The organism is Rhodococcus sp. (in: high G+C Gram-positive bacteria) (assembly GCF_049299235.1).
Lineage (GTDB): Bacteria > Actinomycetota > Actinomycetes > Mycobacteriales > Mycobacteriaceae > Rhodococcus.
Genome location: NZ_JBAQXC010000308.1, coordinates 23,653 through 43,314 on the forward strand (window position 1 = coordinate 23,653; position 19,662 = coordinate 43,314).

Here is a 19,662-nt window from a genome sequence, read left to right on the forward strand (position 1 = left end):
AATTTCGTGCAGAGCGAACTACGCCACTACATCGACCGGCTCCGCACCGAGGGGTACTCCGTGCGTGACGATCACGGCGAAGATCCCGATCTCATCGACATCGACGGGCGTGCCGTCGACACGTGGCGGGAAAACTACCCCTACGACCATCGGATGGACCGGGCGACCTACGAGGTCGAGAAGTACCTCCTACAGATCGAACTGCTGAAATTCCAGGCATGGTCCCTCGAGAACGGCACCAAGCACATCATCGTGTTCGAAGGCCGCGACGCCGCGGGCAAGGGCGGCACCATCAAACGGTTCCAGGAGTACATCAACGTCCGGCACGCCCGGGTGGTCGCATTGAGCAAGCCATCCGATCGCGAGAGCGGCCAGTGGTATGTGCAGCGGTACATCGAGCATTTCCCCACCGCCGGGGAACTCGTCATGTTCGACCGGTCCTGGTACAACCGCGCCGGCGTCGAACGGGTGATGGGCTTCTGCACCGACGCCGAGCACGAACGATTCATGACGCACGTGCCGCTGTTCGAGCAGCTCGTCGTCGATGCCGGGATCTCCCTGACCAAGTTCTGGTTCTCGGTGACGCAGAACGAGCAGCGCACCCGGTTCGCGATCCGCCAGCTCGATCCGGTGCGTCGCTGGAAGCTGTCGGACATGGACCTCGAGTCGTTGGACAAGTGGGACAGGTACACCGAGGCGAAGGAAGAGATGTTCCGCCGCACGGACACCGATCACGCGCCGTGGACGACGATCAAGTCCAACGACAAGAAGCGTGCGCGGATCAACGCGATGCGGCACTTCCTGAACCGGTTCGAGTACGACGGCAAGGACCGGCAGGTGGTCTTCGATCCCGATCCGAAGATCGTGCAGCGCGGCAGGGACGCCGTCGGCGACTGACACACACATCCGCGAGGCCCGCCCGGCACGAGTGTCCGCCTGACACGAATGCTGACAAGATCGTGCGATCTGGCTCACACTGGATGGGAGGCCGAGGAGTCACCACCGTGAGCGAGACACCACCATGAGCACAGCATCGATCCGACGCGGAGTCGTGGCGGGCATCGACGGATCGTCCAGCGCGCTCGGGGCCGCGCGCTGGGCGGCGTCCGTTGCGCAGAGATTCGGCGAACCACTCCACCTGCTCCACGTGCAGCCGGACGGACATTCCGGAGACGGCACCGCGACAACACTGCTCGACGCCGCCGAAACAGCGGTACGGGACGGCCCCGGTGGAGCCGATCGCAGCATCGAGATCGAGCGCAGCGTCGACCACGGTTCTGTGCAGAAGGTGCTGGTCGAGACGTCCGGAACGGCCCGGATGATCGTGCTCGGTCACGTGACAACCAGCGAAATGCAGTCGATGTTCCGCGGCTCCGACGTGGTGTACACGTCCAATCACGCGAAGTGCCCGGTCGTGTCGTGGCGTGGCGAACCGGGCCCCGAATCGGTCGACGCCCGGCCGGTCGTCGTCGGCGCCGACGGCAGCGAACTCAGCAGGCAGGCAATCTCGGAGGCCTTCGAATTCGCGTCGTTCGTCGGCGCGCCGCTGATCGCCGTCCACAGTTGGACCGAGCAGTCCACCCTGACCTACGGGGAGGGCTCCCGATTCATCGAGTGGGACGACTACGTGAAACAGCAGACCGCGCTGGTGTCGGAGAGTCTCGCCGGATTCCAGAGCCGCTATCCGGATGTCGCGGTCAGTCACAGTGTCGAACGCGGCAAGCCGGAGGAAGTGTTGCTCGAGCATTCCTCGCGCGCGCAACTGGTCGTCGTCGGCAGCCACGGCCGCAGCCCGATGACTGCCGCGGTGCTCGGCTCCACCAGCCAGTCGTTGCTGCACCACGCGCGGTGCCCGGTCCTGATCGCCCGGGACAGCTGAACGCCCGGAACGCGGGGAACAACCGGCCGGGCACCGCGCGTCAGACTTCGGCCACGACGATCTTCTCCTGCAGCACCGGTGCACGGGTGGCGCGGGCGTAGACGGTGTCGCCGGTGCACAGGCCCAATGCCTGTGCGTCACCTCGGGTGACCTGTGCGGTGAACGCTTCGCCGGTCGCTTCGTTGCGGAGTTCCACGCGTACCTCGAATCCGAGATGCACGACCCGCTCGACGGTGGCGCGGGTGATTCCGAGGGATTCGGCGGTGCCTTCGTTGCGGGCTTCCGCCAGTTCGGGGGTGCGACCGAGCCGAATGTCGTGCGGCCGAACGAGCTGCCCGTTGAGCTTGGACACGGTGCCGAGGAACGACATCACGAAGTCGTTGTCCGGCCGATCGTAGAGATCCTCGGGTGTTCCGATCTGTTCGATCCGGCCGCGGTTGAGCACCGCGATCCGATCCGCGACATCGAGCGCCTCCTCCTGATCGTGAGTGACGAGCACGGTGGTCACGTGCACCTCGTCGTGCAACCGGCGCAGCCAGGTGCGCAGGTCGGCGCGGACCTTCGCGTCGAGCGCACCGAACGGCTCGTCGAGCAGCAGCACCTGGGGGTCGACGGCCAGCGCGCGGGCCAATGCCATGCGTTGCCGTTGGCCGCCGGACAACTGTGCCGGATAGCGTTGCCGGAATCCCTCGAGTCCGACGATCTCGAGCAGTTCCCCGACCTTCTTGTCGATCTCCGCCTTCGGGCGTTTGCGGATCTTCAGGCCGAACGCGACGTTTTCGCGCACCGTCATGTGTTTGAACGCCGCGTAGTGCTGGAACACGAACCCGATGTCGCGCTTCTGCGGTGTCACATCGGTGACATCCTTGCCTGCGATGTGGACGGTACCCGCGTCGAGGGTTTCGAGACCGGCAATCGAGCGCAGCAGCGTCGATTTGCCGGAACCGGACGGGCCGAGGAGCGCGGTCAGCGAACCGGACGGAATGTCGATGTCGACGTTGTCGAGCGCCGCGAAATCGCCGTAGTTCTTGCGGGCTCCGGTGACGGTGATCATGTGTCGGCACTCCTCTTGCGGTCGAGCAGGGTCATCAGCAGCAGCACCAGCACCGCGATGGCCATGAGCAGGGTCGCGGCGCTGTACGCGCCGAAATAGTTGTGGTCGTCGATGTATCGGGCATGCACCAGCAGCGTCAATGTCTGGGACACGCCGGGGAACCCGGACGACACCATGATGACGGCACCGAATTCGCCGAGGGCGCGAGCCACGGTGAGCACGATGCCGTAGGTCAGGCCCCAGCGGATCGCCGGCAGCGTGATCCGCCAGAAGGTCTGCCACGCGTTCGCGCCGAGGGTCGCGGCGGCCTGTTCCTGTTCCTCACCGATCTCGTGGAGGACCGGTTCGACCTCACGCACCACGAACGGCAGCGTCACGAAGATCGTGGCGATCACCATCCCGGGCAGACCGAAGATCACCCTGAAACCGACGGACTCGAGGCCGCCGAACCAGCCTCCTGCACCCCACAACATGATCAGGGCGACACCGACGACGATCGGCGAGACCGCGAACGGCAGGTCCACCACCGACTGAAGCAGACCGCGTCCCGGGAATCGGCCGCGCACCAGCGCGAGCGCGACGACAATGCCGAACACGACGTTGACGGGTACCACGATCGCCACGATCAGCAACGACAGATTGAGCGCCGAGATCGCAGCCGGGGTACTGATCGACTCGACGAACGCCATGATGCCGTTCTCGAACGTGCGGTACAGGATCATGCCGATGGGCACGATCAGCAGAACGAACAGGTAGCCGAGCGCAACGGTGCGCAAGGAGATCCGGGTGAACGAGGAGAGTTTCACGCGTCGTCTTCCTCTCTGCGGCGACCGCGGCCCGCGACGACCCGAAGCACGAACAGCACGACGAATGCGATGAGCAGCAGCGCAACCGACACCGCCGCGGCGTTGACCGGGCGGTCCATCTCGATCTGCTGCTGGATGTACTGGGACGCTACCTGCGTCTCGTACGGGATGTTGCCGCCGATGAGCACGATCGAGCCGTATTCGCCGATCGCGCGGGCGAAGGCGAGCCCGGCACCGCTGAGCATCGCCGGTCCGAGCGTCGGCAGGACAACGGACCGGAAGATGGTGACGTTGTCGGCGCCGAGCGAGGCCGCGGCCTCCTCGACCTGCCGATCGGTTTCCATCAGCACCGGTTGCACGGCGCGCACCACGAACGGCAACGTCACGAATGCCAGGGCCACGATCAGGCCGGGCTGGGTTGCGTTCAGGTGCAGGCCGATCGGGCTCATCGGCCCGTACAGCGACAGCAGCACGATGCTCGCGACGATCGTGGGCAGTGCGAACGGCAGGTCGATCAGGGCGTTGACGACCTTCTTGCCGGGAAAGTCGTCGCGGACGAGCACCCACGCGATGAGTGTCCCCATCACCGCGTTGATCAGCGCGACGATCACCGACACGACGACGGTGACGCGGAGGGTGGCGAGCGCGGCCGGCGCGGTCACGGCGTCGACGAAGCCGGACAGTCCGTCGGCGAACGCGTGGGTGGTCAGCGCCGCGAGCGGCAGCAGCACGATGACGCTCAGCCACAGGGTTGCCACGCCGATACCCAGTGGGCCGACCGCTCCGGTGAAGGCGAACAGCGGCTTGCGGCGACGCGCCCCCGGGGCGGGAGCCGACGCTCCCGCCCCTCGGCGTGTTTCGGTGGTTGTCACGAGCGGGTGCCTACTTCGTGGCGTTGTCGTAGATCGCGGCGATCGAGCCGGTGCCCTGTGCGAACAGGTCGGCGTCGACGGTGGTCCAGCCGCCGAGATCGGCGATGGTCCACAGCTTCTGAGGCTGTGGGAAGTCGGCGGCGAATTCCTCGGCGACGGCCGGGTCCACCGGACGGAAGCCCGCTTGTGCCCACAGTCGTTGTGCTTCGGCGGTGTAGAGGAAGTCGTTGAATGCCTGAGCCTTCGCCGCGTTCGGTGAGTTGGTCAGCACCGCGGCCGGGTTTTCGATCTTGAATGTGACGGGCGGGGTGACGTGTTCGACGGGGTCACCGTTGCGTTCGACGAACAGGGCTTCGTTCTCGTAGCTGAGCAGCACGTCGCCCGAGCCCTGCAGGAACGCCTCGGTCGCGTCACGGCCGGATTTCGGCTGGATCGTGACGTGTTCGGTCACCAGTGTGTTCACGAAATCCAGTCCGGCCTGCGGGTTGGCACCTCCCTCGCTCTTCGCGGCGTACGGCGCGAGCAGGTTCCACTTGGCCGATCCGGAGCTGAACGGGTTGGGTGTGACCACCTCTAGACCGGGCTGAAGCAGATCGTCCCAGTCCTCGATGCCCTTCGGGTTGCCCTCGCGGACCACGATGGTCACGACCGAACCGAACGGGATGCCGTTGTAGGCACCGGTGTTCCAGTCCGGATCGACGAGGCCGGCATCGACGAGCCTGGTGATGTCGGGTTCGACGGAAAAGTTGACGAAGTCCGCCGACGCTCCGTCCTTGACCTTGCGGGACTGGTCGCCGGAAGCGCCGTAGGACGGCTGGAACTTGACGTCCTCGCCCGCCTCGGTGGCGTTGAAGGCCGGGATGAGCAGATCGAAGCCGGGCTTCGGGACCGCGTAGGCGAACAGGTTGACGGTGCCGCCGGACCCGTCGGCCACGTCGTCGTCACCGCCGACGGTGTCGCTCGCGCCGCCGGCGCACGCGGACAGCGCGGTCGCGGTGACTACTGCGAGGGCCGTGAACACAAGGGCAGAACGCTTCTTCATGAGACGGGTGCCTTCCTACAGAAACGGAAAAACCGGAGGAGAGGACCCGTGACGTCGGTCTCGGGATGTTCCGCGCGCACACCGTCGTCACGATCCGGCCAGGATCGTCGGGGCACACGGAGAATCGATCGAGTTGCCCGGAAGCCGATGCGGCGACGCCACGGGTCGGGAGAAAACGATCAGCGACAACAGTCGACGTCGGCAACCGTCAAGCTGCCGATCGCGAACAACGCCAACTCATGGCGCACGCGGGGCAGTGAGGTTACGGACACGCCGCAGACTTTAGCAGAGTCCGCGGCACGCTCCCGACCGTGCGTTCAGCGGGTGAACAGCCATGCCACGACGACGAGTACGAGCAGCGCGATCAGCGCCAGGGTCACGCGCGAGCGCGGCATGTCAGGGTTCCTCCGTCGTCGGTTCGGATGGGGCGGGTTCACCGTGGCCGACTGCTTCACCGTGGCCGACTGCTTCACCGCGACCGACTGCTGCGAACGCCGCTGCGAGCACTCGGTCGAGCAGCCAGGCCACGCCTGCGCACAGCGGCACCATCACGAGCAGTACCAGTGCAGCCTGCGGCACGAACGGCAGGCCGGCGAGCCACAGCTCGAAACCGTCCCACCACGATGCCACCCGATCCACGCACTCACCTTAGACGGCGCACTCCTCGGCGCCGAATCCCGCCGACCGAATCCCAACCGGCCGAATTCTCGGCCGTTCCCCGTGCGCCCGGATCGGGCCGGGCCGATCATGGGACGATGGGACCCACGATCGACTTCGATGCCCCCGATCCCGCCGGACCGGCCGCTGCGGTTCTGCACCGCAGCCCGTACCCACCCATCGACGACTATGCGTTCCTGTCGGATTGCGAAACGACCTGCCTGATCGCCCGCAACGGCGCGGTCGAGTGGATGTGCGTGCCCCGACCGGATTCGCCGAGCGTCTTCGGGTCGATCCTCGATCGGAGCGCCGGGCACTTCCGGATCGGCCCGCACGGGCACACCGTTCCAGCGGCACGCCGCTACCTGCCCGGCGGGCTTATCCTCGAGACGACGTGGCAGACCGAGACCGGCTGGATCGTGGTACGCGATGCGCTGGTGATGGGTCCGTGGCACGCGGTCGACGAGCGGTCGCGCACACATCGGCGGACGCCGCCGGACTGGGATGCGGAGCACGTGCTGTTGCGCACGATCCGCTGTGTGAGCGGCACGGTGGAATTCGAGATGAGCTGCGAACCGGCCTTCGACTACAACCGGGAACCCGCGGTGTGGGAGTACACCGGCAACGTATACGAGGAGGCGACGGCGCGGTGCCGCGCGGAAGCCGCCGGCGCACATCCGGAACTGCGGTTGACAACCGATCTGCGTCTCGGGCTCGAGGGCCGCGAGGCGCGTGCCCGCACCCGGATGTACAAGGGCGACAGTGTGTTCGTGGCCTTGTCGTGGTCCGACAATCCGGCTCCGACGACGTTCGCGGAGGCCGCCGCGAAAATGGCCGGGACAGCAGACTTCTGGCGCGAATGGATCACGACGGGACGATTCCCGGATCATCCGTGGCGCGGTTACCTGCAGCGCAGCGCACTGACCTTGAAGGGGCTGACCTACGCGCCGACCGGAGCGCTACTGGCAGCATCGACGACGTCGCTGCCGGAAACTCCGGGCGGTGAACGCAATTGGGACTACCGTTACGCGTGGGTTCGCGATTCGACGTTCGCACTGTGGGGCCTGTACACACTCGGGCTCGAACGGGAAGCCGACGACTTCTTCTCGTTCATCTCCGACGCCAGCCGGGACGAACACGGCGTGCCCCGGCCGTTGCAGGTGATGTACGGGGTCGGCGGCGAACGCACCCTGGAGGAATCCGAACTCCACCACCTGTGCGGCTACGACGAGGCCCGGCCGGTACGGATCGGCAACGGCGCCTACCACCAGTCCCAGCACGACATCTGGGGGACCATGCTCGATTCGGTGTATCTCCACGTCAAATCCCGTGAGCATGTACCCGATTCGCTGTGGCCGCTCCTCAAACGCCAGGTGGAAGAGGCGTTGAAACATTGGCGGGAGCCGGACCGCGGGATCTGGGAAGTTCGCGGCGAACCCCAGCACTTCGTCTCGTCCAAGGTGATGTGCTGGGTCGCACTCGATCGTGGCGCGAAACTCGCCTCGATGCAGGGTGAGAAGAGTTACGCGACGCAGTGGCAGAACGCGGCCGACGAGATCAAGGCGGATGTTCTCGCTCACGGTGTCGACGAACGTGGAGTGTTCACCCAGCGGTACGGGCATGCGTCACTGGACGCGTCGGCTCTACTGATTCCGCTGCTCCGATTCCTGCCTGCCGACGATCCGCGGGTTCGTGCGACCGTGCTGGCCATCGCCGACGAACTCACCGAGGACGGTCTGGTGTTGCGGTATCGCGTCGACACCACCGACGACGGCCTGTCCGGAGAGGAGGGCACCTTCACGATCTGTTCGTTCTGGCTGGCATCGGCGCTGGTCGAGATCGGTGAGGTGATTCGCGCCCGCGCCTTGTGCGACCGGTTGCTCGGCTTCGCCAGCCCCCTCAAGCTCTACGCCGAGGAAATCGATCCGCACACCGGCCGGCACCTGGGGAACTTCCCGCAGGCATTCACCCATCTCGCGCAGATCAATGCGCTGGTGCACGTCATCCGGGCGGAAGAGCAGATCGACACCGGCGCGTTCCAGCCGGCGCATCACCACTCGGCGTGACCGCGGGGCGCTCGGTCAGGCGCCCGCGATCGCCTCGAGTTGCGGCCGGATCGTGTCGAGGGCATAGCCGATGGACAGCGACGACGGCGTGTTGAACGCGGCGACCGTCGCGTAGTCCACGAGGGCGAACCCACCACCGGTGACTGCCGGCAACTCGGCGAAACCGGGCAGCGCCATCAGGTCGGCTTCGGTGCCGCCCTGAGGCAGCATGATCAGCAGGTCACCGGCGAGCACGTCGATTCGTTCGGGACTGAGCATCAGCCTGCCCTGGTTGACGCCGGGTTCCTCGAGCAGCGACGGCGGCAACGACATCCCGAGTTGGTCGAACAACACCGCCGAGCCGTCGTTCGGATCGGCGACGACGACGAACTGCTCCTGGCCGAACATGTACATCGCCAGCACACCGGTACGGCCCTCGAGGCCGGGCAACGCAGCGGCGGCGATCTCGGCTTCACGGTCGGCGATGATCTTCTCTGCGTCCTCTTCGCGGTCGAGGATCTCGCCGAGCGTGCGCACCTGCTCGTCCCACCGGTCGACGGCGGCGTCACTCAGCAACGGGAGGGTCGGTGCGACGGCGGACAGCGTGTCGTATCCGGTCTGCGTCGTCACGGTCCACGCACCGAGCACCAGGTCCGGCGCGAGTGCGGCGATCTCCTCGACCGGCAGATCCCCGCCGGTCATCATGGCGGTGGAATCGAGCGCGACCGCGTCGGCGGCGATGTCCTGCTGCCACGGGAAGAGACCGCGTTCGTCGCCCATGCTCCCGGCACTGAGGTACGCGACGGGCTGGACCCCGAATTCGAGCAGTGCGTCGACCCATTGGCTCGAGGCCGCGACGATGCGCTCCGGTGAGCCTTCGATCGTCGTGCTGCCGTAGACGTGCTCGACGGTGACGGCATCGGTAGCCGTCTCGGTGGTGCTGTTGTCGCTCGCACACCCGGCGACCAGAGCGGTCGCCGCGGCGGCGACCAGTGCACATCGGATCCTCATGACACCCCTCAACCAATAAGTTGAGGGAAGGCTACCTTAACTCGACGGCGAATTGGTGGCCTAGCGGAACCGCGCGAGCTGGGCCTCCGCTTGTGCCGCGATATCTCGGATCACGTCACCGGCCGGCCGCTGCTCCCGCACCAGACCCGCGGCCTCCCCCGCATACACGACCCCGACGTCGGGATCGTCGCCGGTATAGGCGTCCGCGATGGTCTGCTCGTCCGCGTCGCGCCCGTGCCAGGTCGCGGTGAAGTCGTTCGTCAGAGCGCGCCCGCCCCAGCGTTGCGGCCACGGCTGGTGCCGCGCCTTGTCGAAGACGTCGGTGTAGACGGTGTCGGCACTGCCCGCCGCAATCAGCTTGTCCCTGGCATAGGCCGGCCCGACCGTCTCGGGACTGGCCAACAGAGCCGTGCCCACGACAGCGCCCTCGGCTCCGGCCGCGAGCACCGCAGCCAGCCCACGGCCCGTCGCGATACCCCCGGCCGCCAGCACCGGCAGCGACGTCGACTCGAGAATCTCCTGCAGCAGCGGCAACGTCCCGACACGGCCGGTGTGCCCGCCCGCCTCATGGCCCTGCGCGACCACCGCGTCGACCCCCGCCGCCTCCACGACCCGCAGATCGTCGATCGTGTTGATCTGCGACATCACCAGTGCGCCGGCCTGATGCACCCGCTGCACGTACGGCGCGGGATCCCCGAACGACAGCGACACCACCCGCGGCCGGTGCGCCAGCACCGCGCCGAGGAGTGCGTCGTCGTCGTCCAGCGACCACGTCATCAGCCCGAACCCGAGCAGGCCCCCGCCGATGTCGCGTGCGGTGCGGGCCTCGTCGGCGAGCCATTCCGCGGTGTTGTACCGGGCCGCCCCGATCAGCCCGAGACCACCGGCGCGAGTGACCTCGCCGGCGAGGACCCCACCCGCCCGCCCACCCATCGGCGCCCCGATCAACGGGACGGTGATGCCGAGTTCACGGGTGAGCCAGGTGTCGAGCACGGTGGGTTTCCTCCTGCGGATGGTCCTACTTCTTGGGCTTGTCCGCGTCCGACGACAGCGCAGCCACGAATGCCTCCTGCGGCACCTCGACGCGACCGATCGTCTTCATGCGCTTCTTGCCTTCCTTCTGCTTCTCGAGCAGCTTGCGCTTACGGCTGATGTCACCGCCATAGCACTTGGCGAGCACGTCCTTGCGGATGGCGCGGATGTTCTCACGGGCAATGATCTTCGATCCGATCGCGGCCTGGATCGGCACCTCGAACTGCTGACGCGGGATCAACTCCCGCAACTTGGTGGTCATCTTGTTGCCGTACGCGGCAGCGGCGTCCTTGTGCACGATCGCACTGAACGCGTCGACGGCCTCGCCCTGCAACAGGATGTCGACCTTGACCAGCGCCGATTCCTGCTCGCCCGCCTCCTCGTAGTCGAGACTGGCGTAACCGCGGGTACGAGACTTCAGCGAATCGAAGAAGTCGAAGATGATCTCCGCCATCGGCAGCGTGTACCGCAACTCCACACGGGTCTCGGACAGGTAGTCCATGCCACCGAGTTCGCCGCGGCGACTCTGGCACAGTTCCATGATCGAGCCGATGAACTCGCTCGGCGAGATGATCGTGCACTTGACGATCGGCTCGTAGATCTCGCGGGCCTTGCCTTCGGGCCAGTACGACGGGTTGGTGACGATGTGCTCCTGCCCGCCTTCGAGCACCACCCGGTACACGACGTTCGGTGCCGTGGAGATCAGATCGAGGCCGAATTCACGTTCGAGACGTTCCCGGGTGATCTCCATGTGCAACAGCCCGAGGAAGCCGCAGCGGAACCCGAACCCCAGCGCCACCGAGGTTTCCGGCTCGTAGGTCAGCGCGGCATCGTTGAGCTGCAGCTTGTCGAGAGCGTCGCGCAGGTCCGGGTAATCGGAGCCGTCCACCGGGTACAGACCCGAGTAGACCATCGGCCGCGGCTCACGGTAGCCGGTGAGCGGTTCGGTTGCACCGCCGCGCGCCGCGGTCACGGTGTCGCCGACCTTCGACTGACGCACATCCTTCACACCCGTGATGAGGTAGCCCACCTCACCGACACCGAGCCCGGTTGTCGCCTTCGGTTCCGGCGAGACGATGCCGACCTCGAGCAACTCGTGGGTCGCGCCGGTCGACATCATCTTGATCTTCTCGCGCGGCATGATCTTGCCGTCGACGACACGGACGTAGGTGACCACACCCCGGTACGTGTCGTACACCGAGTCGAAGATCATCGCGCGGGCCGGGGCATCCGGGTCGCCGACCGGAGGCGGAATCAGACGGATCACTTCGTCGAGCAGTTCGGTCACCCCCACACCGGTCTTGCCGGACACCCGGAGCACATCGTCCGGTTCGCAGCCGATGATGTTGGCGATCTCCGCGGCATAACGATCGGGGTCCGCGGCGGGCAAGTCGATCTTGTTGAGGACCGGAATGATCGTCAGGTCCTTGTCGAGCGCCAGATACAGGTTCGCGAGGGTCTGCGCCTCGATGCCCTGTGCCGCGTCGACGAGCAGCACCGCACCCTCGCATGCCTCGAGCGCGCGGGACACCTCGTAGGTGAAGTCGACGTGACCGGGTGTGTCGATCAGGTGCATGACGAATTCTTCGTCACCGACCTTCCACGGCAGCCGCACGTTCTGCGCCTTGATGGTGATGCCGCGCTCCCGCTCGATGTCCATCCGGTCGAGGTACTGCGCGCGCATCGCGCGTTCCTCGACGACACCGGTGAGCTGCAACATCCGGTCGGCGAGAGTGGACTTGCCGTGGTCGATGTGCGCGATGATGCAGAAGTTCCGAATCTTCGTCGGATCCGTGAACGTCTTTTCCGCAAAGTTGCTGCTCAAGCCCTGTTCCCTCGTCTCACTCACACACCGGCATCGACCGGGTCCGCGCGATCGGTCCCGTCGTTGTCCCATCTCGGGATCGCATCGCCGCGACCCGCTCTCCCCCATCATCCCCCGGATACCGGCCCGAAAGCACATCCAGGGTCACCGGGCAGCCGGAACAGGCACGCGGTTCGTCGCGCGCTCGGCGCCGCTAAGCTCGGCGACCGTGGCTGGCACGTGGAAGAAATTCGGAAGACAACTGGGCAAGCTGGCGGTCGAGCAGGGTCCGCGCCTGTTCGAGCAACTGCAACGATCCGGCGTCGTGGACAAGGCCCTCACCGCGCTCGGCGGCGCCACCTCCACCGACCGGCCCACACCGTCCCCTGTACCCGGCCGTCCGGTGTCCTCACACAGCGCACCGACCGCGCACCGGGCCCGGCGCATCGACTACGCGCCCGACCTCGACGGCCGCGCCGATCCCGGCGAGATCGTCTGGACGTGGGTCGCCTACGAGGAAGACGCGAGGCAGGGCAAGGATCGGCCGGTGCTGGTCGTCGGACGCACCGGCGCGACCCTGCTCGGGCTGATGCTGTCGTCGAACAGCGACCGCGACGGTCGCCGCGACTGGCTGGGGTTGGGCCGCGGCTCGTGGGACGCCGAGAACCGGCCGAGCTGGGTTCGACTCGACCGGGTCCTCGACGTTCCGGAAGACGGCATCCGACGCGAAGGCGCGATCCTCGACAAGGCCCGGTTCGACCGGGTCGCGGAGCGCCTGCGCGCCGACTTCGGCTGGCAGTGACTTCAGGCTGGCAGTGACTTCGGCCGGCAGTGACTGTCGAGCGCAACCGGACCTTACGAGCGCAACCGATCGTCGCGGCCGAACAGGAGCCGGTAGGCCACCGCACCCAACGCACCGCCGACCAGCGGGAACACGATGAACACCCACAGCTGGCCGAGCGCCCCGACCTGATAGGGCGCGACCGCGATGCTGCGGGCCGGATTGACGGAGGTGTTGTCGATCGGGATCGCGATCAGGTGGATCACCGCGAGGGTGAACCCGATCGCGACACCGGCCATGAGCACGTCCGACGTCTGATCGGTCGCCGAGAGCACCACGAACACCAGCAGCGCGGTGAGCAGCACCTCGATGAGGATCGTGGCGCCGAGCCCGTATCCGTTCTCGAGGACGCCGCCGAGTGGCCCCTCGATGGCCGACGCGCTGTGTGCACCCCAGCCGTTGGCGCCGAGACCGTCGATCGTCCGGTCGTAGGAGGGCAGGGACTGGGCGACCGTGTAGATCACCGCACCGGCGAGCACACCGCCGAGCACCTGCGCGATCCAGTAACCGACGGCGCGGCCGGCGGTGACGTGGCCGACGATCAACTGGCCGACGGTCACCGCGGGATTGACGTGGCACCCGGAGATCGGGCCGATTGTGTAGACGAGGAACAGCAAGGTGAGACCGAATGCGAGCGCGACACCGAGGTTGCCGACCTTCGCGCCGGCGAAGACCGCGGTGCCGACGGCGGAGAACACCAGCGCGAACGTGCCGATCGCTTCCGCCGCGCGTACTTCTTGATGTCCGAGAACTCTTCCTTCTCGGTGTATTCCTGTGCAGTTTCGTGTTCGTATGTCATACGACCGCCTCGAGATTCACGGCCCCACAGGGCCGGTCCGGTGATTACGGCGTTGCACCTGCGCCCGGAACACTACGCAAGCCGCGTGACCTCGACAACAACTTCGTGTGCGGTTGCGCCGCCACCGGTGTAGATGCCTTTGAGGGGCGGGACGTCCGTGTAGTCGCGGCCCACCCCGACCGTCACATGCTGATTCCCCACGAACGTCAGGTTCGTCGGGTCGTAACCCCACCACGCTCCGGTCCACACCTCGACCCACGCGTGGGACTCCCCCAATGCGGTCACGCCGATCTCGGCATCGGCCTTCGGATGCAGATATCCCGACACGTAGCGCGCGGGAATTCCCATGGACCGCAACAACAACAAGGCGAGATGCGCGTAGTCCTGACACACGCCCCGGCGGTCCGTGTACGCGTCCACCGCCGACGTGTGCACCCCTGTCGACCCCGGCACATAGTTCATCTCCGCGTGCACCCACCGCGCGGCGGCAAGCACGGCGGAGACCGGGTCGAGTCCGCGCGCCAGCGACGCGGCAACGTGTGCGAGGTCCTGGTCCGACGGCACGTACATCGTCGGCACCAGCAGTTCGTCGAAACGGTCGCGGATGGGTTCGGAGCGCAGTTCGTCCCATCCGGCGACCACATCGGGCGGACCCGACGTCTCCGTTTCCACAACGGACAGGCCGGTGACGTCGAGAGCCGTGTGCGGGGCATGCAGGTCGAACGCGGTGACGACACTGCCCCAGTAGTCGGTGTACCGGTAGGCCCGCGTCGCGGGGATCGTGTCGACGCGCGACAGGACGACCGTCTGCCTGCCGTCCGACCTGGGTGTGAGACGAGCCTCGTTGAACGACGACGTGACCGGCCCGTCGTAGCCGTATCCCGTGGTGTGCACCACCCGCATCCGCCAGCTCACAGTTCTCCTTCCACCGGCACACGATCGAGTTCGACAGCTCTCGCGTCGATCCACGCCACCCAGGGAGTGGAGTAGAAGAACTGACGTGCGATCGCGTCACCGACTCGACGGCACATGTCCTGCAGGGTCAGCAACCGTTCGGCGAGTTCCTCCACGAGCACTCCCGGTTCCAGGAACTCCAGTTCACTGCGGGCGCGGCCGAGCAGTCGCTGTGCTTCGTTGCCGGATCCGAGCCGGTTTTCCGGCGAGTCGTCGAGTTCGGTGAGACACCGTTCGGACTCGCGGATCGCGCTGAACACCGACCGAGGGAACAGGCGGTCGAGCAGCATGAACTCGACGACGCGACCGGCGTCGAGCGCACCCCGATAGGTGCGCAGATAGGTATCGTGGCCGCCCGCCGACCGCAGCACCGTCGCCCAGGTCGGCGAGGTGGGCCTGTCCCCGGCCCGCGACAACAGCAGTCGTACCGTCATGTCGACGCGTTCGATGGACCTGCCCAGCAGCAGAAACCGGTAGCCGTCGTCGCGGCACAGCGTGCTGTCGGCGAGGCCCGCGAACATCGCGGCGCGTTCCTCGATGTACCGGAAGAACTCGTGCGGACCGAGGCGTTTGGACGCGCGTTCGCGTTCGGCCAGGCCGTGGTAGGTCGTGTTGAGGCACTGCCACATTTCCGTCGAGGTGACCTCGCGGGCGCCGCGCGCGTTCTCCCGCGCGCCTGCGATCGTCGCCGCGATCGACGTGGTGCCGTCGCGGCCGAACGCGACGAGGTCGACGACCGTCGGCACGTCCAGCGCCCCGGCAGGTTCGGCGAATCCGAGTACCCGGAGCAGGCGGCGGCAGGTCTCGTCGGGATCGACCGTCGAATCCTCGAGCAGTTGATGGACCGCGACGTCCATGATCCGAGCCGTGTCGTCGGCGCGTTCCACGTAGCGTCCGATCCAGAACAACGATTCCGCGTTGCGGGCAAGCATCATCGTTCGCTCCCGTTCTGCTGCTGTTGCTGTTGCTGTTGCTGGATGTCAGTCAGTTCCGGTCCCCGATCGACGGATCCGACGTGCCGCGGTTCCGCGACGACCCGGTCACCGCCGAGCTCGCGCTCTTCCCGGGAACTGCGTGCGGCGAGCACCCACGTGTCCTTGCTGCCGCCGCCCTGACTGGAGTTGACGACCAGCGACCCTTCCGGCAGCGCGACCCTGGTCAGTCCGCCCGGCAGCACCCACACGCCATCGCCGTCGTTGACCGCGAACGGCCGCAGGTCGACGTGGCGGGGTGCGAGGACGTCACCGGCGCGGGTCGGAACCGTCGACAGTTGCACGACGGGCTGCGCGATCCAGCTACGCGGGTCGGCGCGGATCTTGCGGGCCGTGTTCTTCAGTTCGGCGGCGGTCGCGTCGGGTCCGAAGACGATCCCGTATCCGCCCGAACCTTCGACCGGTTTGATCACCAGTTCGTCGATGCGGTCGAGGACTTCCTCGCATTCCTCGGCCAGCCAGCACCGCAGGGTGTCGACATTGGGAAGCAGCGGCTTCTCACCGAGGTAGTAGCCGATGATGTCCGGCACATAGGTGTAGACCAGTTTGTCGTCGCCGATGCCGTTGCCGACGGCACTGGAGATGACGACGTTGCCTGCGCGGGCCGCGTTGACGATGCCGGCGACACCGAGCACGGAGTCGGGCCGGAACTGCATCGGGTCGAGGAAGTCGTCGTCGATCCGGCGGTAGACGACGTCGACCTGTCGCTCCCCTTCGGTGGTGCGCATGTAGACGATGTTGTCGCGGCAGAACAGGTCCCGGCCCTCGACGAGTTCGACACCCATCTGCCTGGCCAGCAGGGAATGCTCGAAATACGCGGAGTTCGCGACGCCCGGGGTGAGCACCACCACCGTCGGGTCGGCGGCGTTCGGAGCCGCGGCGGCCCGCAGTGCGTGCAGCAGGCGCAGCGCGTACTCGCCGACCGGCCGCACCCGGTGTTCGTGGAACAGGTCGGGGGCGACCCGCGCCATCGCGCGCCGGTTCTCCATCACGTACGACACGCCCGACGGCGATCGCAGGTTGTCCTCCAGCACGCGGAAGGTGCCGGTCTCGTCGCGGATCAGGTCGATTCCCGCGACGTGGATGCGCACCCCGTTCGGCGGGACGATTCCTGCCGCTTCCCGGTGGAAATGGTCACTCGAGGTCACCAGCCGCTTGGGCAGGACCCGGTCACGGAGGATGTGCTGCTCGCCGTACACGTCGTGCAGGAACAACTCGAGCGCCCGGACCCGCTGCGCGACGCCGCGCTCGAGCCGCGACCACTCGGCGGCGGCGATCACCCGCGGGACGAGGTCGAGCGGAAACGGACGCTCCTCCCCGGACAGGGAGAATGTGACGCCCTGATCGGTGAACGCCCGGCCGAGCGCCTCGGTGCGGGTCGCGAGGTCGTCCGGCCCCTTCGATTCGAAGATCGCCGCCAGTCGGCGGTACGGCGCGCGGACACGGCCGTCCACATCGAACATCTCGTCGTAGGCCGTCGCCGTCGCGGTCGCGTCCGGGTATCCGTCGAAGACGTCTGCGGTCGTCGACGAGCACCGTGGTCGGGGTCGACCGGCAGCGTCGAGGGAGTGGTTTCGGCGGCTCATGACCGGAATCGTCGTACACCGGAAGTGCCGGTGCAGTATCGGAAACGAACTTGTCACCGGCACGAAATGCGGCGGATCCGCCGTGACCGCTTTTGGCTTTGCGACGGCCCGCTGGTATCGTCATACGTCGGTGCGCATTGGCGCACCCAGAGCTTTCCGACCAGCTACCCAGCAAAACGACAGGATTTTACGCGTGGCCAACATCAAGTCCCAGGTGAAGCGGATCCGCACCAACGAGCGCAACCGACTCCGCAACCAGTCGGTCAAGTCCTCGCTGCGCACGGCCGTCCGCTCGTTCCGCGAGGCCGCGGCCGCCGGCGACAAGGACAAGGCCACCGAGCTCCTCGTCGCCACCAGCCGCAAGCTCGACAAGGCTGCCAGCGCCGGTGTCATCCACCGCAACCAGGCAGCCAACAAGAAGTCGGCGCTGGCAAAGGTTGCCAACCAGATCTGAGGTAGAACGCAAGCTCTGGCTCCGACAAGACCGCCCTCCGTGTGAGGGCGGTCTTTCGTCGTTGTTTCCGGCCGGGAGGGCGATTGATCAGTGCCCGGCCAGCGCGGCAATCCGCCGGACCGCCCGCTCCACGGCATAGTCGGCGTCGGCGGCGACACCCTTGACCTCACCGTTGAGTGCGGCCACGATCGCCAGCCCGGTCGCGACCGAATCCGGATTCCAGCCGCGGGCCTGCGCTTGCGCCTTCTTCACCTTCCACGGCGGCATCCCCAGATCCGACGCCATCGTGAACGGGTCGCCACGCCCGGCGGACCCGACGCGCGCGATGGTGTGCACCGCGTCGGCCAGCGCATCGGCGAGCAGCACATGCGCGATCCCCCGGTGCATCGCCCAGCGCAACGCCTCCAGTGCCCCCGCGGCATCTCCCGCGACCGCCTTCTCCGCCACTTCGAACCCGGTGACCTCGGCTTTGCCCGAGTAGTAGCGGTTCACCGCGCGCACGTCGACCTTGCCGCCGGTGTCCGCGCACAACTGACTGCATGCGGCGGCAAGTTCCCGCAGATCCGATCCCACCGCGTCGAGCATCATCTGGACAACGTCCGGCGCCACTCGGACGCCTGCGGCACGAAACTCGGCGCGCACGAAGTCGACGCGTTCGCTCGCCTTGGTGACCCTCGCGCATTCGTGGGTCTGGGCGCCGCACTTCTGCAACGCCACGACCATCGCCTTCGCACGACCGCCACCGGTGTGCAGGATCACCAGAGTGACCCCGTCGGGGGGCGCGGCCGCAGTGTCGAGGATCAACGAGACCGCGTCCTTGCCTGCCTCGGCGGCGGCTTCGAGCACCACCACACGCTCTTCGGCGAACAGAGACGGACTCAGCAGCTCCGCGAGTTCGGGGGCACTGGCATCTCCTGCCCTCAGCCGGGACACCGGCAATTGGGCGCCGGAGCCACTGCCGTCACGCACCTCGGCGACGATGCCTGCGACTGCGCGTTCGACGAGCAGTTCTTCCTCGCCGAGGACCAGATGCAGTTGCGTCGCGCTCACGAACCGATCGTGCCACGCTGGTCGGACACGACGGCAAGCGCCCCGGACCCTGCCCGCACCACCGCGATGTCACCCAGTTCGTCGGTACTCAGCACCAGCGAGCCCGATTCGCGCAGCGTCGACACGATCTCCGGATGCGGGTGCCCGAACGGATTGTCGCGCCCGGCCCCCACCAACGCGACTCGTGGCCGCACCGCCGCGAGGAACCGCGACGACGATGTCCGTGAACCGTGATGCGGAACCTTGAGCACATCGGCGCGCACATCGACCCCCGATCGCAGCAGCGCCTCCTGCGACTCCGCTTCGGCATCACCGGTCAACAGCACCGACCCGATCGGGGTTTCCGCCCGCGCCACGAGTGACCGATCGTTCTCCTCACCACCGCCCGGTCCCACACCGAGCACCCGGACGGTGAGCGTCCCGACGGTGAACACCTCCCCCGGGTTCGTTTCCCGCGTCGGCACTTCGAACCGTCGCGCGGTCTCGATGAGGTCGGCGCCGCCGGGACGGGTAGTCGCGCCCGGGCCGGTCACCACGACTCCCACCGACCGGTCCGCGAGCACACCGTCGAGGCCGCCGACGTGATCGGCATGGAGGTGGGTGATCATCAGCAACGGAATGCGGGTGACCCGCAGTCGCCGCAGGCACCGGTCGACCGCGACGGGGTCCGGCCCGGTGTCCACGACGACCGCGTCCCCGCCACCGGCCGACAGCACGAAACTGTCGCCCTGCCCCACATCGCATGCGACGATCATCCACCCGGCCCCCGGCCAGCCCGGCCGCC

The 19,662-nt window shown here is 67.0% G+C and carries 19 protein-coding genes and 1 pseudogene; 5 read left to right on the forward strand and 15 right to left on the reverse strand.

Annotation, left to right across the window (positions count from 1 at the left end):
• Positions 1-6 precede the first annotated feature (6 nt).
• Together ppk2 and WAX14_RS18765 are read left to right on the forward strand one after the other, a co-directional pair.
• Positions 7-897 (forward strand): polyphosphate kinase 2, encoded by an 891-nt coding sequence (gene ppk2 / locus WAX14_RS18760; protein WP_422629558.1) that lies wholly within the window; start codon positions 7-9, stop codon positions 895-897.
• Between the two features lie 124 nt (positions 898-1,021).
• Positions 1,022-1,879, forward strand: a complete 858-nt coding sequence (locus tag WAX14_RS18765; RefSeq protein WP_422629559.1) for a universal stress protein — start codon at positions 1,022-1,024, stop codon at positions 1,877-1,879.
• 40 nt (positions 1,880-1,919) lie between these two features.
• Here the strand turns inward: WAX14_RS18765 and WAX14_RS18770 are convergent, their stop codons facing one another.
• From WAX14_RS18770 to WAX14_RS18795, 6 genes are all read right to left on the reverse strand, one after another.
• On the reverse strand, positions 1,920-2,933 hold the full coding sequence (locus WAX14_RS18770; protein ID WP_422629560.1) for a sulfate/molybdate ABC transporter ATP-binding protein: 1,014 nt from the start codon (positions 2,931-2,933) through the stop codon (positions 1,920-1,922).
• Positions 2,930-3,739 (reverse strand): sulfate ABC transporter permease subunit CysW, encoded by an 810-nt coding sequence (gene cysW / locus WAX14_RS18775; protein ID WP_422629561.1) that lies wholly within the window; start codon positions 3,737-3,739, stop codon positions 2,930-2,932. The genes WAX14_RS18770 and cysW overlap by 4 nt, the downstream gene beginning before the upstream one ends.
• Positions 3,736-4,611 (reverse strand): sulfate ABC transporter permease subunit CysT, encoded by an 876-nt coding sequence (gene cysT / locus WAX14_RS18780; RefSeq protein WP_422629562.1) that lies wholly within the window; start codon positions 4,609-4,611, stop codon positions 3,736-3,738. The genes cysW and cysT overlap by 4 nt, the downstream gene beginning before the upstream one ends.
• 10 nt (positions 4,612-4,621) lie before the next feature.
• Entirely contained in the window at positions 4,622-5,653 is a 1,032-nt protein-coding gene (locus WAX14_RS18785) for a sulfate ABC transporter substrate-binding protein (protein WP_422629563.1), read from the reverse strand.
• A gap of 179 nt (positions 5,654-5,832) precedes the next feature.
• Positions 5,833-5,925, reverse strand: a complete 93-nt coding sequence (locus WAX14_RS18790; RefSeq protein WP_422629564.1) for an Ms4533A family Cys-rich leader peptide — start codon at positions 5,923-5,925, stop codon at positions 5,833-5,835.
• A 124-nt stretch (positions 5,926-6,049) separates the two neighbouring features.
• The gene (locus WAX14_RS18795) at positions 6,050-6,292 is read right to left on the reverse strand and encodes a hypothetical protein (RefSeq protein ID WP_422629565.1); all 243 of its coding nucleotides are present in this window, start codon (positions 6,290-6,292) and stop codon (positions 6,050-6,052) included.
• A 116-nt stretch (positions 6,293-6,408) separates the two neighbouring features.
• Here WAX14_RS18795 and WAX14_RS18800 point away from each other — a divergent pair, with 116 nt between their 5' ends.
• Positions 6,409-8,376, forward strand: coding sequence for a glycoside hydrolase family 15 protein (locus WAX14_RS18800; protein WP_422629566.1), 1,968 nt, complete (start codon positions 6,409-6,411; stop codon positions 8,374-8,376).
• A 15-nt stretch (positions 8,377-8,391) separates the two neighbouring features.
• Here WAX14_RS18800 and WAX14_RS18805 read toward each other — a convergent pair whose 3' ends face one another.
• The 3 genes from WAX14_RS18805 to lepA are packed head-to-tail and all read right to left on the reverse strand — an operon-like array spanning position 8,392 to position 12,295.
• Complete coding sequence (locus tag WAX14_RS18805; RefSeq protein WP_422629567.1) at positions 8,392-9,366, reverse strand: ABC transporter substrate-binding protein; 975 nt, start codon at positions 9,364-9,366, stop codon at positions 8,392-8,394.
• A gap of 60 nt (positions 9,367-9,426) precedes the next feature.
• Positions 9,427-10,359 (reverse strand): NAD(P)H-dependent flavin oxidoreductase, encoded by a 933-nt coding sequence (locus tag WAX14_RS18810; protein ID WP_422629568.1) that lies wholly within the window; start codon positions 10,357-10,359, stop codon positions 9,427-9,429.
• Between the two features lie 25 nt (positions 10,360-10,384).
• Positions 10,385-12,295 (reverse strand): translation elongation factor 4, encoded by a 1,911-nt coding sequence (gene lepA, locus WAX14_RS18815; protein WP_422629569.1) that lies wholly within the window; start codon positions 12,293-12,295, stop codon positions 10,385-10,387.
• Positions 12,296-12,431: 136 nt separating this feature from the next.
• On the opposite strand from lepA, the gene WAX14_RS18820 reads away from it, so the two are divergent.
• Positions 12,432-13,004 (forward strand): type II toxin-antitoxin system PemK/MazF family toxin, encoded by a 573-nt coding sequence (locus WAX14_RS18820; RefSeq protein ID WP_422629570.1) that lies wholly within the window; start codon positions 12,432-12,434, stop codon positions 13,002-13,004.
• 53 nt (positions 13,005-13,057) lie between these two features.
• Here the strand turns inward: WAX14_RS18820 and WAX14_RS18825 are convergent.
• The 4 genes and pseudogenes from WAX14_RS18825 to WAX14_RS18840 form a co-directional block, all read right to left on the reverse strand.
• Positions 13,058-13,842, reverse strand: a pseudogene (locus tag WAX14_RS18825) (aquaporin).
• A 72-nt stretch (positions 13,843-13,914) separates the two neighbouring features.
• Positions 13,915-14,745 carry a transglutaminase family protein gene (locus tag WAX14_RS18830; protein ID WP_422629574.1) on the reverse strand — a complete coding sequence of 277 codons (831 nt, stop codon included), beginning with the start codon at positions 14,743-14,745 and terminating at the stop codon, positions 13,915-13,917.
• An 8-nt stretch (positions 14,746-14,753) separates the two neighbouring features.
• A complete protein-coding gene (locus tag WAX14_RS18835; protein ID WP_422629575.1) occupies positions 14,754-15,728 on the reverse strand; it encodes an alpha-E domain-containing protein in 975 nt (324 codons plus the stop codon).
• On the reverse strand, positions 15,728-17,251 hold the full coding sequence (locus tag WAX14_RS18840; protein ID WP_422629576.1) for a circularly permuted type 2 ATP-grasp protein: 1,524 nt from the start codon (positions 17,249-17,251) through the stop codon (positions 15,728-15,730). The genes WAX14_RS18835 and WAX14_RS18840 overlap by 1 nt, the downstream gene beginning before the upstream one ends.
• Positions 17,252-17,567: 316 nt before the next feature.
• On the opposite strand from WAX14_RS18840, the gene rpsT reads away from it, so the two are divergent.
• Positions 17,568-17,828, forward strand: a complete 261-nt coding sequence (gene rpsT, locus WAX14_RS18845; RefSeq protein ID WP_422629571.1) for a 30S ribosomal protein S20 — start codon at positions 17,568-17,570, stop codon at positions 17,826-17,828.
• 87 nt (positions 17,829-17,915) lie between these two features.
• On the opposite strand, the gene holA is transcribed toward rpsT, so the two are convergent.
• Positions 17,916-18,878, reverse strand: coding sequence for a DNA polymerase III subunit delta (holA, locus tag WAX14_RS18850; protein WP_422629572.1), 963 nt, complete (start codon positions 18,876-18,878; stop codon positions 17,916-17,918).
• Positions 18,875-19,662: ComEC/Rec2 family competence protein (locus WAX14_RS18855; RefSeq protein ID WP_422629573.1), on the reverse strand; the 788-nt coding region annotated here is incomplete at its 5' end. The genes holA and WAX14_RS18855, both read right to left, overlap by 4 nt.